The sequence below is a fragment of the Gimesia algae genome (assembly GCF_007746795.1).
Classification (GTDB): domain Bacteria; phylum Planctomycetota; class Planctomycetia; order Planctomycetales; family Planctomycetaceae; genus Gimesia; species Gimesia algae.
Genome location: NZ_CP036343.1, coordinates 6,974,432 through 6,988,383 on the forward strand (window position 1 = coordinate 6,974,432; position 13,952 = coordinate 6,988,383).

Below are 13,952 nucleotides of genomic sequence, written 5' to 3' on the forward strand. Positions count from 1 at the left end.
TGCGTAGATCATCCCTGTTTCAAGTGGCCGTAGGCATATTGCGCGGAGGCGATGACAGACACGGTCTCATCTGACTGCAACAGTCGCTGCACTTCCGCTTCATCTTCCAGCGGAATAACAAACAGGTCTTCCACTTCATCACTGCTGACTTTGCTGAGCAGACAGATCAGCGCCCAGTCTCCCGTCAATGCCATCTGGGTCGCGGCCAGAAGATCTCCCGGCTGACTATCGCGCAGAGGCTTGATCGCATCCAGCGGTTCATGACAGCGGGACAAAATCTGCAGCCCTTCACCCAGCTCGGAGTCGATCTGTGTCAGCAGGACAATACGTCCATCTTGAGTCACCAGATTACGGGCGGTTTCCAGTACGCTGCCCAGTTGATTCCACTGATGGCCGGTGGGGCCATCCTCGACGGCTATAATTACCATCTCTGACTTGTATTCCGGCTCCAGTTTCCAGTACTCATCCAGTAACTGTTTGGCTTTTCTGAAAGTTGCTTCGAGGCTGCCAAATACAATTTCCGCTGTGGTCTGCCCACCGGCGGGGATGACCTGCAGACTGTACTGCAGCCCCAGCATCCAACCTATCTCGTCAATCAGCTGACGCAACGGACGACTTTCCGCAGGAGTCAGTTCGCGATGTGACTGTCCGCGGCTCTTGATAATCGCTTCCTGCGAGGAAAGACCCGGATAGATGGAACTGCCGCCACCTGCATAACCGATTAATGGATCAAAGCCGACTTTTTCAATTGGTAGAATGAAATCCGCTTCGAGCAGATGCCGCGACAGATAGATTCGTTCTCCCCCAGCCGAAGTTCCCAGGTAGCCGACTTCTTCTTTGGAGTCCGGATCATGGATCACCCATGATGCGTGTTCCTGCAGTTCGGAGGTCACTGCTGCTTTTAATTTTTCCTGCAGGGCATTCGATTCTGAACGTGTCTGCAGAATAGTCACATCACCGGCTTCGATTCCACAATCGCAAAAGTAGTCCCAGACCGCATTAATGATTTCGGCAGCAACTGGTGCCTGATAATCGACGGCAATCGTGATTTTATCCCCAGGTACAACCGCCAGATCCAGCGGGGGTAATTCCAGGGGACTGTTTAATACCTGCGTCATCCGGGAAGCAACATTGTCGATGCCGGGAGGTGCCTGGTGATAATAGATCAGCCGCTCGGATGGAATTTCACATTGAAATGTACCGTTAAAGCCATAATTTAATTCTATCTTGACCGTTTCCGTCATCGAAGCTGTTTCATCCCGCTTGACTCGACTTAGTTTCGTACTGATTCAACTGAGAATCGTGTTTTTTACGAATTGGAGAGTTGAATTCCGTTAAAAGTGGACCAACACTGGAATGTTAGCGGTTTAGAGGTGATTTCTACAGGATATCTGATCACAATATTAGAAAGTCACTGCAGATTGCAACGTAAGTTACATTCCGGTTTGAAGGATTTCGCCGGGTTCGCTACAGGAACGTCACCATGACAGAAGACGATCAATTAATGATTCGAATTCAAAGTGGCGAGCTGCGCGCGTTTGATGAACTGGTTGAAAAATATCAGGGCCCGCTGATTGGTTTTTTTTTCAGAAATACCCGGGACTCCCAGCTTTCAGAAGACCTGTCTCAAGAAACATTGCTGCGTGTTTATAACCAGTCGTGGGATTATCTGCCCCAGGGACGATTCCGGGGCTGGATGTATCGGGTAGCCCGCAACCTGCTGATCGATAATATCCGACGCCAGTCACACGATGCGTTGATTAAAGCCTATACAGGTAAGCAGGCAGATGAAGATGATTCACTCAATCGTCTGGCCTGTGAAGTCGTCTCGCCGGAAGAGAAGGCTAATATCAAAGAACTGGCGTTGATTGTCGATGGACTACTGGCAACGATCCCGGAAGATCAACGTTTAACATTTACACTGCATCATTATTCAGAACTGACACTGAATGAAGTCGCAGAGGTCATGGAAACGAATCTGGCCACAGCCAAGAGTCGACTTCGACTGGCCCGGGAAAAACTGCGAGAGAAATTAACACTGATGGGCGTTACAGGCCCTCAAAAAAATTGAGTTACTGTTATAATAGAGAGAATTTCAAAAAGAATTGAACCCGATCGAAGCGATTTACGTTGACTCCCGCGGGCCAGCAAAATCGCTTTCTTTTCACTAACACCTGCAACAGTACGGAGTAGAGGGGATGAGCTATTTCAGTCGGCTCACTGACATTGTTACCTGTAACTTGACTCACCTTCTTAATAATGCGGAAGATCCTGTAACGGAGATCGAACAGATTATTTCTGAGATGAAAGAAGGAATTGCAGGCGCGAATCGCAGTGTGAAAACAGCCTCTTCTAATGAACAGACGATTCAGCAGGAACTGTCTGATTATGAACGTCAGATTTTCCAGTGGAAAGAAGCAGCAAAAAATGCGCTGGCTCTGGGTGATGAAACAGAAGCACGAAACTCTCTGGTTCGCAAACAGGAAGTGGAAGATCTGAAAGCAGGCCTGGAACAGCAACATCAGGCCGCTGTCGCAACCTGCGAGCATTTGACCACGACCCTGCATGCCCTGGAAGCCAGATTAGCAGAAGCTCGACGCAAGCAGCTGGAATTAACGGAACAAGCCGGACTTTCAGAAACATCGTCACAAAATCCCCCGCATGCCACCGATGCTGAATCTCCCATGACTCTCTCCCGCTCAGAACAGATCGATTCGGAACTGGCTGAATTAAAGCGGGAACTGGGCCAGTAGCCGAGGGATCCGAGGTTGTCTGGCTCAAATTGACGAGCAGTGAAGCAGAATACGCTATAACCCGTGTAATCGATTTGTCTTAAGGAACCTTATCCTCAATCAATGTGAACATACGCTTTGTAGCCCGGATTGTTGCTTAAGAATGGATCATTCAACAAGATGGTACTTGCAACCGATCAGTTCTAATTTAGAATTAAATAATAGATAACTGGATGATCGGGAAGTACTTCTTGATCCCAAGTTCCGGTTCGGATCAGAATTTCCGGAGAAGGCTCCGGCAGGGCTGATACGATTCAAAGAATCCGCAAGTTCTTCGCAAAGGCTTTTGTCTGACGGGTTTCAGATTTGATATGACTGAAATTCTCCAGCCAATTGTCCGATGATGATTTACACACATCCTCAATTCCTAATTTACATCAATGATGTCGGAGTCGTGCCACCATGGCCAAAAAATATCTGAACCTCGAAGAAGCAGCCGCCGAGCTGGGCATGGAAAAAGAAGAATTGAACCGCATTCGAGAAGCGGGAGATATTCGTGGTTTTGCCGATAGAGGTGCCTGGAAATTTCGCATGGAAGATGTGGAAGAATTAGGACGTAGCCGCCAGGCAGATTCCGATCCTGCGATTCCCCTGTTCAACAATGAAGATCTGGAAGATGACGACCTGTTCGATTCTGCCATTCTCGACGACGATGGTCTGACTCTGGAATCAGACAGTGTCATTGATGAAGATGAAGTGGGCGAACAGGCAACTGTAATCCGTGGCAGCGTGCACGATGACGATGATGAACCAGTCGAACTCAGCAGTTCCGATAGTGATGTACGACTCGTGGTCGACGATGGTGACGATCTGCAGCTGGACAGTGAGCCGGAACTGGTTGCGGTTGGCGAAGATTCTGACAGTGATGTGCGCCTGACTGAAGATTCCAGTATTGACCTGGGCAGCGACAGTGATGTCAAACTGGTTAACACCGACTCGGAACCGGACTTTGAAATCCTGGATCTGGATACAGGCAGTGACAGTGATGTCAAACTCGTCGCTGACGACTCCAGCCCGATGGGCAGTGAAAGCGATGTCGCTCTGATTGGTGAAGACTTTGATCTGGGCAGCGACAGTGATGTGGCCTTAGTATCTGACGATAGCGATGAATCATCAATCCTCGCAGAAGACAGCGGACTTTCCCTGGCCGAAGACAGCGGCATCTCATTGGCATCCGACAGCGGTATTTCTCTGGCAGGCCCACTGGACAGCGGCATCTCTCTGGAATCGGCTGATGAAAGTGGGATTTCCCTCGTCGGTGACGACGCCAGCGGGCTTTCACTGCAAGATGATGATACTGGCAGTGATATTTCCATCACTGCAGACAGTGGTATCTCACTCGAACCATTTGACGTGGAAGACGCCGATCAAACTTCTCCCATGGTGTCTGCCGGCGCAGGAAAAGATGCGACCATGGAAATTCCAGCGCTGGACGATGACGAAGATTTCGCCGACAGCAGCTTTGACCTGGAAGACACTAATTCCGACACCAGCGTTCTGATGCTGAATGAAGACGGCGATACCGGTGGTTCTTCAGGCTCTGTGATACTGGATTCAGATGATGATGAAGGTGAGTCGGCGATTTTTGATGACGATGAGTTTGCCAGTGATGATGGCATGTCAGACGTCTTCGATGATGAAGATGACTTCGACGATATCTATGATGCGGACGACGATGATTTCGATGACTCCTTCCAGAGTGGTGAAAGCCATGCCGAGTTTGTCGCTCCTGCTTCCTTTGCAGGTGGACGAGGCGCTGCGATGGCGGCCCCCGAAGCGGAATGGGGAGTGGGGACATTCGTGGCATTAGGTATCTCAACACTGTTAATGAGCATCTGCGGCGTGATGATGTACGATCTCATCCGCACAATGTGGCATTATGATGATCCTTCTGCTGTCAGTTCATCCTTGCTGGATATGGTCCGCGGACTGTTTTAAACAACGTCTGCTGTCAATCATTCCAGCTTGAGCTCAGTTGTTTCTCATATCAATCTCCTGCGCTGATATTCTGAACGCTCAGTAACAGCAGACAGTTTTTTTCTGCTTCTCACCAGATGTTAACGCTGTGGTCGGGACTCAGGCGGATCAGGTTTCTATAATGGAAACCATAACGTGATACCCGCCCTGACCACACTGCTTTGAACTGGTGAAAGATTATGTATCAGAAATCCCTGTGTCTCCTCGTTCTGCTCACTCTCGTTATTTCATCCCCCCTGCAGGCGGCTGAGCGTACGCTGCGCTATCGCGATCGCAAACCTCAGGAATACAAGCTGACGGCCCGCGCCAGCAAAATCGACCCCCGCACGAAAGAACATCCGGAGATCGATTATGTCTTCGAAGCGAAAGGTAAGCCACAGGACGTGGAACATGCTGTGGTAGATACCCGCGTCAAACCACGCGGCAAACTGGTAATCTGGCTGATGGGTTACAACAGCCAGCTGTTTGACCGGCTCTCCAGCTACGGCCTGCATGCCATTCAGGTACATTACGCCAACCGCTGGTTCTCCAAAGTCTGTCGCGAAAATCCCGTCGGCGAAACCTGTCGTGGTAATGTCCGTCTGGAAGCAGCAACCGGTGAAGATTACAGCGACCAGGTTTCGATCCCCCACCCAGATGGCATGAAAGAACGGGCATTACAGTTTGTGAAATGGCTGGCAAAAGAAAACCCGCAGGGTCAGTGGAATTATTACCTGACTCCGGATGGGAAAGATCTTCGCTGGGAAGATGTGATCATGGCAGGCAGCTCGCACGGTTCCACAACGGCGGCCCGGTTTGCAAAACATCAGAAGGTCAGTCGCGTGGTCATGTTCTGTGGCCCGCGCGATCAACTGCAGAACTGGCAGATGCTGCCTTCCGCGACTCCCACGAACCGCTACTTCGGTTTTTCGCATGTTCTGGATGGCGGCTGGACTGCCGACCATTACTGCCGCTCCTGGGAATTGATTGGCTTGAATGAATTTGGCCCGATCGTGAATGTAGACAAGGCAAAGCCGCCCTATGGAAATACCCGGCGTCTGATTACCGACTTCGATGTGAAAAACAATACCCGTCGCGCCCATTCCTCTGTGGTCCCTGGGGGCAATGCAGGGAAGAACGCGAAAGGCCAGTACATTCATGAAGCAGTCTGGCGTTACCTGTTTACCGAACCGGTTGACAAAGTAGGAAAGCCAGTGCCCCTGGATCCTGGCTGCGAGAAAAATCAACGAGACAGCTGATGTGTGAAGAAAACCGGATCTTCTGCAGTACCTCATTTTTTTGATGGTTGAATCATTAAGTCAGGCAAAAGGGAGTCGCCCCCAGACCTGGATGACACGGGGGACTCCGGATAATGTTTTGGGGTCTGCGGCATAGTCATAGAGTTGTCTGACAATCTCATCGATCTCCCCTGGAGTAGCGAGCCCGTCTTCGAGAATCGCGTCAGCGATGTTTTCCATGGTGAGGCCATTCAGCTGTTTGACTTCACCATGCATTCCCGTGGGCTGAACGACGGAGACATTCATGTCCTGTAAACCACAATCCCTCAATATGGAAGGTAGCCGTTGCCCGATGTTCGGGTCGCCGCCTCTGTGACGAACGACGGTGTTGTACAAATCAAAGAACTTTTGAAAAGCGGGACTCTCCGGGTAGTTGAATGAACCGCTGAAGTCGATGTCTTCCAGAACCAGGTAACCGGTGGGACGCAGTTGTTTCAGAAATGATCTGACTGCGGAAACCGGATCCTTAAGGTGGGTGAGCAGAAATCGGGAGTAAACCAGATCGTACTCCGGCACCGTTGGAATCTCGCGGGCATCCGAGAGACGGAATTCAATATTCGTGAGCCCCTGCTCTGCTGCTTCCTGGCGGGCGATCGACAGTTTGGTCTCATCAATATCGACGCCAACCACTTTTCCCGCCGGTGCCACGCGGCGGGCCAGTTCGCGAGAGACATCACCACCGCCACAGCCCACATCCAGACAGGCCATCCCTTCAGTCAGATTGACCTGATCAATCAGTCTTGCAGTACTCTCCTGCATGACACGCCCCAGCACGCGAAGGCGCTCCCGCCCCTCGACGCCGCCGCGGATAACATATTGAGTTTTTCTGTTCATAAGCTCACGCATGAATTATCTTTTCTCATTATCGCAACCTGAATTGATGTAACTTTCCTCCCTCCAAGCAGGTAACGTTGAACTCTCAACAAATTCACGTATTATTACTCGATTGGAATTCATATTTTCAATAAAAAAATAGTCACACTCGCCCCGTTAAGTTTCCAGCCAGATCCACCATCTTAAATTCTCTATCTCATTGCCTGCTTCTGAGCTGAACCGACGCTCAAACACCCCACAATCTCACTCCGCATTTTCATATAGCCAACACAGTATTTTACAAAACTGAAAACACACTGCCCTCTTTCGATACGCGTAACTTTATCAAAATGTTAAATAAAGCTGGAAATTTGAAAATATTCTGTAGTCTGCCCCCGATTACTGGAATCTAGTTAGCAGGGGATCTGTATTACAGTGTTTCTACGCGCATCCAATCAGAACTGATTTATCTGATGAACGAAGTCATTTTGAACAATGAATTTTTCCAACAGTTGCTTAAGCATCAGGGGCAGCTGCATGCCTATGTGCTTTCTCTGGTTGGAAACACGTCCGATGCCCACGATTTACTACAAGACGTGAATCAATGTCTGCTGGAGAAACAAAGCAGCTTTACGCTGGGTACGAACTTCCTGGCCTGGTCACGAAAGGTAGCTTTCTTCAAGATTCAGTCATACTGGCGCGATCAGAGCCGAAACCATATACTATACGTCGATGAGCTGCTTAACAGCTTGTCAGAAACCATCGAATGCATGCCTGATTTATATAACGAACAGATAGAAGCACTCAAAACGTGTATTACCCACTTACCGTCAGACAAACAGATACTCATGCAGCAACGATACGGACAGTTTCTGCCTCTGAAACAGATTGCTGAATACTGGGGAAAATCTGAAAAAGCGTTAGGCGTGATGCTGCTGCGTGTCAGACTGCGGCTGCAGGATTGCATCCAGAAATCCATCGCAGCGAGGTCCCGCATCTGATGATTAGAGAAAATTCAACCAGCTGGGAAGACCCACTCCCGAAACTGGTGGCCCTGTATTTCGATAACCAATTGAATGAACGCGAATTGAAGCAGTTGCAAACCCGGTTAAAGAGCGATCCGGAAGCACGCATCTTCTTTGTTCAGTTTTCTACCCTGCAGACTCAACTGGAATGGATCCATACCGACTCATCCTCCCCGCAGGAGATGACACACTTACCAGGGTCGATCTATTCCAGAAAAAAGAACTGGAATCTCATTCTATATGTCACTTGCTGTGTCTGTCTGGTTCTGGGGGGCCTGTTCTCCATGCACCTGATGACACCCGTTGCCCACGTATTTCCGGAACCCGGCAGTGTTTGGAGTTCTGGCAATATCACGACGGAAGAAAAATTGCTGCCCGGTTCTCGCAGGCATTTGTTAAGAGGGGCGATCGAAATTCGCTTCACTTCGGGATCAGTTGTGAATCTGAAGGCTCCCGCGCAGTTTACCACTCACAACTCAAATGAAATCTTCCTGCAAGCAGGAAAGCTGGTAGCTGATGTCCCGGAATCAGGTCACGGGTTTACTGTGGAAACGCAGACGGGAAAGATTATTGACCTGGGTACTTCGTTCTCCGTAAATGTCGGTGCTGAACTGAACACGGAAATCAATGTCTATCGCGGCAAAGTCCAGGCCGCAAGTTCCAAAGAGACAGAACCGCCTCGTGAAATCCTGGCAAATGAAGCGGTTCAGATCGACTCGGTTACGAATTTGATTCAACCCCGGGATTATACCAGCAGTGATTTTATCCCACTCATTTCGCGAGATTATGCGGTAGATCAATTTTCTGATAATGTCATTTTTCAGGAACAACTGCCCGATCAGATTGCGCAGGGCGAATTCCAGGTACTCGAACGGGACGGAACGATTTTTCTGTTCCCAGAAAAACGCGATATTCTGCTCTCGGAGAATTTGCCGGTCTCAATTAGTCAACCGGGCGACTACCGGGCAGAAGAGCAGATTGAAAAAGAAACCGATTTTGTCTCGCGAGGCATGAAAGTGGATTGCTATCGGATTTACTACGATCCCGCCAGCAACCATCGTGAAATGATTCGTGCTGAAGGAGTGGTTCATTTTAATCAGCCCATACTTGGTTTGATCACGACAAAGACACGCCTGCTTGAGACAGACTCTGTCTTGAACCCGCTGTGTGCCGGTGGCAATTGCCCCCCCCATTCAACATCAGGAAGTCGAAGCCCGGGTCGAAGAAGATGGCACGCATCAGGACATATTGAGTCTGTCAGAAGATCGCAAAACACTTAAATTTATTTTACAAACGGGAACCAAATATGTTGACGAATTTCGTGTTCTGGTTGCCAGCCCCTGATTTTATTCAGCAAACGTAACATTTTTTTATCGCTGAAGCTCATTGTTCACACGCTGCATCTGAAAGAGTGTTGTGTGTCATAAATTAGTCATTATCTATTGTTTATTCACAAGGAGACACTTATGAAAATTCCTCGACCTGCAAAACGCCTTCGCGGCTTCACATTAATTGAATTACTTGTTGTGATTGCCATTATTGCAATTTTGATCGCCCTGTTGCTGCCAGCGGTTCAACAGGCGCGAGAAGCAGCCCGCCGATCCCAGTGTAAAAACAATCTGAAACAGATTGGTCTCGCGTTCCAGAACTATCACGACACATTTAACATGTTCCCTCCCGGTTATGTTGACGAGCGGGGTTCAGGTGGAACACTAGCAGATAACGAAGGGCACTGGGCCTGGAGCACAATGATCTTGCCCTATCTCGATCAGGCCCCCCTCTATAACCAGATGAACCCTGGCCCAATCACTCCTTCAACGGCTTTGAATGATGCAGCCATCCGCACCAGCATGCAACAGCCACGCGCCGCCTTCCGCTGCCCCTCCGATACCGGGCCAGCTCTGAACGGAAACGCCGGCCAGGAAATCCAGGCGGATAGTGGAACGAATTTCGGTCTCCCTGTGTCAAACTATATTGCTTCCAATAACAACCGTACCTTGCGGCAGTCTCGTTCATCGAACGGTGCCAACGGTGGTTCAGGGGCGACAGGCGCGTTCTGGCGCGACAGCAATTTACGGTTTCGTGATATCACGGACGGAGCGAGTAATACGATCCTGGTCGGAGAGCGGTCCTATAAAGTGGGAACCGTCGATTTTTATGCAGGAACTCTATACGCGGCTCGTGAATATGGTGGAACGAATGGACCGGAGCAGGCGAGTGGAAACCAGGGACTGATTGCCATCTTTGGCGGCTCGACGTATTCCATCAACCCGACCAACCCGTCAAACGTGGCGACTCGTCAGACCTACAGCAGTCAACATACCGGCGGAGCTCATTTCGGGCTTGGAGATGGTGCGGTACGGTTCATCAGTGAAAACATAAACCTGAATACAGACGATGCCGTCAACAGTACGCTGGAAAGTTTAATCGGGGTTGCCGATGGTCAGATCCTTGGGGAATTCTAACCATCTCCACTGAGGAATCGTCATACCTGTAATTCGGGTTCGATTTGTCAAACGGTCTCGCGTTAGCGGGGGCTTTCGATGATCGACACCCGAATTTTCAATGATGGTGATTTATTTTAGTGTTGCTGACCTGGAAATTGCATGAGCCGTTTTGGTTGAGTACATATATTGCAGTAATAGGATCATTTTCATGATGCTCAGGATTTTAAGTTTGTGCTTGTTGAATAGTTTTACCTGCCTGATATTGTCAGGTTGCGGGAATTCGGGCCCTGAACTTGCTACCGTAACCGGTAACGTCACTCTCGATGGTAAACCCGTACCTGATGCACGGGTTGATTTTTCCCCGCAGGAAGGACGTGCATCGGTCGGTACTACAAATGCTGAAGGCGTTTATGAATTACAGTACTCCCTCGAAAAAGAAGGGGTAGTGGTTGGTTCGCATAATGTCAAAATCACCACGGAACGTGCGACGACAGGGGGTGAAGGAAATGAACCGCTGGTACCCGGCTCCAAAGAACTGCTTCCGTCAGTATATAATTCGAAAAGCCAGCTGACTGCTGAAGTCATACCAGGTGAAAATGTCATTGATTTTTCTCTCCAGAGTCAACCCGACTAACAGGAATCACACAAACAAAAAAGGGCGGCTGACCTTAGATCAAGACGACAGCAATCGATCAAAGGATGGTCGAAGTATAACACTGAGTTTAAGGGAGATCTGATTTTGATCAGCACTGAGAATGTTGATAAAATGCCATGTCAGAGACATGCGGCGGCATGACTTCGCAGCGCTACGCGTGGTATTTTGAAAAATTAATCAATAACTGGGTGTGCAGTAGATACCTTGGCTCTCTCTGGTTAAAAACATCCTTCAATTCAGATAAGACCAGCCAGGATTTTTAAGCATGATTTCATAACTTACCTGATAATGCCCCCACAGCCCCCTTCTTCGCAACGCCGAAATAGAAGCTGGTCTCTAAAAGACCCGAACAGTTTGAACAGGCCACCTAACCTTAACAACGCGCCCACTATTCCTGGGGAAGTCCAACCCTACATTCCGAGCGAATTCTTAATCATGAATAAGGAAACTGAATCAGGTGGCTAATTAACTTCTGTAGATCTTCCGACAGATTTTTTCTCAAATTCGGTTAAGTCTTCGACCCGAGTAAGTGATTCATCAGAAGCCTCCTGAAGCCCCACCAGCAAAGTAGCGCATACCGTAAGACACATTACGAAAAGCCCAAGTAAGAATATTCCAAGAGTACTCATTTAGTTTGGCCCCTTCCTTGTAACATGAGACATCCAAAGGACAGGATGGAAGGAACCCAAATGCCTACAAACATTCCTTCTTCTCTCTGGCCTCCAAACCACAATGAGACTGAGAACAGAAACGAGATGAATGCAGCAAAGATAAACAAGATTTTTCCATATTTTATTCGTTTCACAGTTACTACTATCCTTTTATGAGATTAATTCGACTTTGATATCAGGCATTATTTAATTTGGTCTTCTGAAGAGATTGCCAGGCTGAAAGCCGCTACAAAGACAATCGCAAATACGATTAAACCAAATTTGAAGATATCAAAATCGTTGATGGTTGAACTCCATATTGAAAGATTAAGTCAATACAAATACTTTAGATCGCTCATTGGATTTGCCAAGTGGTGAATCAGGCTACAGAGCTCGGACCGACTGGCAATGGTATGGAACACAACACATCTCCCCGCCGTTCAGTTCGCGATCGAATTCATCGAGCAGGATATTGGATAACAGCGACGAGAGCGGTCCCCCTTGCGGGGTCCTTTCACAGCGAGGGCTGGCGATGCCCCTCCCTGATTCCCGCCCGCAGATTGGCACGGATCAGCTTCAGGATGCGTCGGTCCTTGATCCACTGTTCCAGACGTTCCATCAGGACGTCGTGATTCACGCGATCAAAGAACTTTTCCAGATCCATGACCCAACGCTGGTTTCAGAAATCCCGGAGTTGTTCGACGGTAACACCGTCGATTCCCGGCTCACTTTCGCTAACCGGTTGACAGCGTCATGCCTGACGCACCAAAAAAAGGGCGGCTGATCTGAGATCAACCGCCCTCTCGCAGTTTCAATTTTCAATTACTGAAAACTCTTCTGGCGTCTCGTTGACTAGTTGCTGACACAAGTCTTAGGAGCAGGTGCCGTGCAGGTCTGCGGCTCGGGGCAGCAGGTGGGCACGGGTACCTTGCGGCATACTTGTCTCGGCACACATCGGGTTTTCGTCACGCAAACAGTTCGCGGTACACACTTGGTTCGGGTCACATACCGTGTGCAGCAGACCTGCTCACAGGTAGTGTAAGGAACTTTGCGGGTACAGGTTTTTTGCTCATAGCTGCAGGTAGTGTAAGGAACCTTGCGGGTCCGGCATTCTGAAACCATGGTGCAAGTGGTATAAGGAACCTGTTTGGTCACACATTCTTCTTTCCAGCAGCAGGTCGTGTAAGGAACCTTGCGGGTTCGGCATTCACGTACCATCTGGCAGGTCGTATAAGGAACCTTCTTGGTTCGTGTTTCGCACTCATAACGAACGCAGGTGTACGGTACCTTCTTGGTAATCGTGCAGGGAACTCGCTCACATACTGTGTAAGGAACCCGCTCGGTTTTGCACTCACGTTCGTAAGTTGTGCAGCAGACTTTTCGGGTGACCGTCTTGGGGCACCAGACTCGTCGGCAGATTGTAGTGCCGGGGCACTGTACTTTGACTGTTTTGCAGCAACCGGGTTTATAGATCGGGCAGCAGGAGCTGCAATCGTATTCCCAGGTTCCTGGTTCACAGACACATTTCTCAACAACCGGTCCGGGGCAGTGCTCTGTGGTTGTTTTCCATTCGCCACAGCAGACTTCAACATCATGCCAGGTATGAACGGGTTTGCAGACAGTGCGGCAGACATCCCGGTAGCAGGTTTTGTAATTGGTTTTGTAGATCGTGCAGCACACATCACGGTAGTGTGTTTCACAGATCGGGCGGCGGACGGTGTAGCAGACATCCCGGTAGCAGGTGTTATACACCGGCTTGCAAACTGAGTAGCAGACATCGCGATAGCAGGTGTTATACACCGGGCGACGACGTTTGCAGCACACAGTTTTATAGCAGGTTTTGTAGACAGGTCGGCATACATTATAGCAGACCTCTCGGTAACAGGTCTGATACACGGGCTTGCAGACCGTGTAACATTCATCACGGTAGCAGGTCTTGTACACATTCTTTGAGTATTGCACGGGAACTTTTTCACAGACAGTATCATAGACTGTCTTCTGGCAGGTGTAGTTCTGCTTTTCCCATACGGTTTCAACTACGGTTTTATAGCAGGTACTTGAGCATTCTTTGGCAGCACAGTAATCACCACAAGAAGTACATGCCTCTGTGGGGCAACACTTGTATCTACCTGCTCCCAGGTAACCTGCCTGGGCTTGTTCCCCAAAGCAGGCCATAATCATAGCGGCCGCCAGAAGGGGAATCCAGGTTGCATTCTTCATCGGTCTATTCCTCTACATGAGTTATTCAGCATACAAAATTGAAAACTGGAAACAGTTAGAATCTACTTCGTCATCAAAGTTAGCACTGCTTAACCG

11 protein-coding genes and 1 pseudogene are annotated in these 13,952 nt (G+C 49.1%); 8 read left to right on the forward strand and 4 right to left on the reverse strand.

Annotation, left to right across the window (positions count from 1 at the left end; genetic code table 11):
* Positions 1-8: 8 nt before the first annotated feature.
* Entirely contained in the window at positions 9-1,244 is a 1,236-nt protein-coding gene (locus Pan161_RS26250) for a lactate racemase domain-containing protein (protein WP_145231711.1), read from the reverse strand.
* Between the two features lie 239 nt (positions 1,245-1,483).
* On the opposite strand from Pan161_RS26250, the gene Pan161_RS26255 reads away from it, so the two are divergent.
* The 4 genes from Pan161_RS26255 (at position 1,484) to Pan161_RS26270 (ending at position 6,007) form a co-directional block, all read left to right on the forward strand.
* The gene (locus tag Pan161_RS26255) at positions 1,484-2,071 is read left to right on the forward strand and encodes an RNA polymerase sigma factor (RefSeq protein WP_145231712.1); all 588 of its coding nucleotides are present in this window, start codon (positions 1,484-1,486) and stop codon (positions 2,069-2,071) included.
* A gap of 127 nt (positions 2,072-2,198) precedes the next feature.
* Positions 2,199-2,753 carry a PspA/IM30 family protein gene (locus Pan161_RS26260; protein ID WP_145231713.1) on the forward strand — a complete coding sequence of 185 codons (555 nt, stop codon included), beginning with the start codon at positions 2,199-2,201 and terminating at the stop codon, positions 2,751-2,753.
* Positions 2,754-3,194: 441 nt separating this feature from the next.
* Complete coding sequence (locus tag Pan161_RS26265) at positions 3,195-4,730, forward strand: hypothetical protein (protein ID WP_145231714.1); 1,536 nt, start codon at positions 3,195-3,197, stop codon at positions 4,728-4,730.
* A 218-nt stretch (positions 4,731-4,948) separates the two neighbouring features.
* A complete protein-coding gene (locus Pan161_RS26270) occupies positions 4,949-6,007 on the forward strand; it encodes a BPSS1187 family protein (protein ID WP_145231715.1) in 1,059 nt (352 codons plus the stop codon).
* 60 nt (positions 6,008-6,067) lie between these two features.
* On the opposite strand, the gene Pan161_RS26275 is transcribed toward Pan161_RS26270, so the two are convergent.
* The gene (locus tag Pan161_RS26275; protein WP_145231716.1) at positions 6,068-6,892 is read right to left on the reverse strand and encodes a class I SAM-dependent methyltransferase; all 825 of its coding nucleotides are present in this window, start codon (positions 6,890-6,892) and stop codon (positions 6,068-6,070) included.
* A 440-nt stretch (positions 6,893-7,332) separates the two neighbouring features.
* Here Pan161_RS26275 and Pan161_RS26280 point away from each other — a divergent pair, with 440 nt between their 5' ends.
* The 4 genes from Pan161_RS26280 to Pan161_RS26295 all read left to right on the forward strand — a co-directional run bounded on the left by Pan161_RS26280 (position 7,333) and on the right by Pan161_RS26295 (position 10,965).
* A complete protein-coding gene (locus Pan161_RS26280; RefSeq protein ID WP_145231717.1) occupies positions 7,333-7,860 on the forward strand; it encodes a sigma-70 family RNA polymerase sigma factor in 528 nt (175 codons plus the stop codon).
* Positions 7,860-9,164, forward strand: a complete 1,305-nt coding sequence (locus tag Pan161_RS26285; RefSeq protein WP_145231718.1) for a FecR domain-containing protein — start codon at positions 7,860-7,862, stop codon at positions 9,162-9,164. The genes Pan161_RS26280 and Pan161_RS26285 overlap by 1 nt, the downstream gene beginning before the upstream one ends.
* A 186-nt stretch (positions 9,165-9,350) precedes the next feature.
* Positions 9,351-10,349, forward strand: coding sequence for a DUF1559 domain-containing protein (locus Pan161_RS26290; protein WP_145231719.1), 999 nt, complete (start codon positions 9,351-9,353; stop codon positions 10,347-10,349).
* Positions 10,350-10,560: 211 nt separating this feature from the next.
* Positions 10,561-10,965, forward strand: a complete 405-nt coding sequence (locus Pan161_RS26295) for a transthyretin-like family protein (protein WP_145231720.1) — start codon at positions 10,561-10,563, stop codon at positions 10,963-10,965.
* A gap of 1,112 nt (positions 10,966-12,077) precedes the next feature.
* On the opposite strand, the pseudogene Pan161_RS31510 reads toward Pan161_RS26295, so the two are convergent.
* Both Pan161_RS31510 and Pan161_RS26310 read right to left on the reverse strand, forming a co-directional pair.
* A pseudogene (locus Pan161_RS31510) lies at positions 12,078-12,309 on the reverse strand (reverse transcriptase domain-containing protein); the annotation flags it as partial.
* A gap of 179 nt (positions 12,310-12,488) precedes the next feature.
* Complete coding sequence (locus Pan161_RS26310) at positions 12,489-13,856, reverse strand: hypothetical protein (protein ID WP_145231722.1); 1,368 nt, start codon at positions 13,854-13,856, stop codon at positions 12,489-12,491.
* Between the last annotated feature and the right edge of the window lie 96 nt (positions 13,857-13,952).

What these genes read in the sequence shown, in the direction of transcription:
- Pan161_RS26275 (WP_145231716.1), bottom strand. Translation starts at nt 6,892, where the DNA reads ATGCGTGAGCTTATGAACAGAAAAACTCAATATGTTATCCGCGGCGGC.
- Pan161_RS26265 (WP_145231714.1), top strand. Translation starts at nt 3,195, where the DNA reads ATGGCCAAAAAATATCTGAACCTCGAAGAAGCAGCCGCCGAGCTGGGC.
- Pan161_RS26285 (WP_145231718.1), top strand. Translation starts at nt 7,860, where the DNA reads ATGATTAGAGAAAATTCAACCAGCTGGGAAGACCCACTCCCGAAACTG.
- Pan161_RS26310 (WP_145231722.1), bottom strand. Translation starts at nt 13,856, where the DNA reads ATGAAGAATGCAACCTGGATTCCCCTTCTGGCGGCCGCTATGATTATG.
- Pan161_RS26270 (WP_145231715.1), top strand. Translation starts at nt 4,949, where the DNA reads ATGTATCAGAAATCCCTGTGTCTCCTCGTTCTGCTCACTCTCGTTATT.
- Pan161_RS26260 (WP_145231713.1), top strand. Translation starts at nt 2,199, where the DNA reads ATGAGCTATTTCAGTCGGCTCACTGACATTGTTACCTGTAACTTGACT.
- Pan161_RS26255 (WP_145231712.1), top strand. Translation starts at nt 1,484, where the DNA reads ATGACAGAAGACGATCAATTAATGATTCGAATTCAAAGTGGCGAGCTG.
- Pan161_RS26280 (WP_145231717.1), top strand. Translation starts at nt 7,333, where the DNA reads ATGAACGAAGTCATTTTGAACAATGAATTTTTCCAACAGTTGCTTAAG.
- Pan161_RS26290 (WP_145231719.1), top strand. Translation starts at nt 9,351, where the DNA reads ATGAAAATTCCTCGACCTGCAAAACGCCTTCGCGGCTTCACATTAATT.
- Pan161_RS26250 (WP_145231711.1), bottom strand. Translation starts at nt 1,244, where the DNA reads ATGACGGAAACGGTCAAGATAGAATTAAATTATGGCTTTAACGGTACA.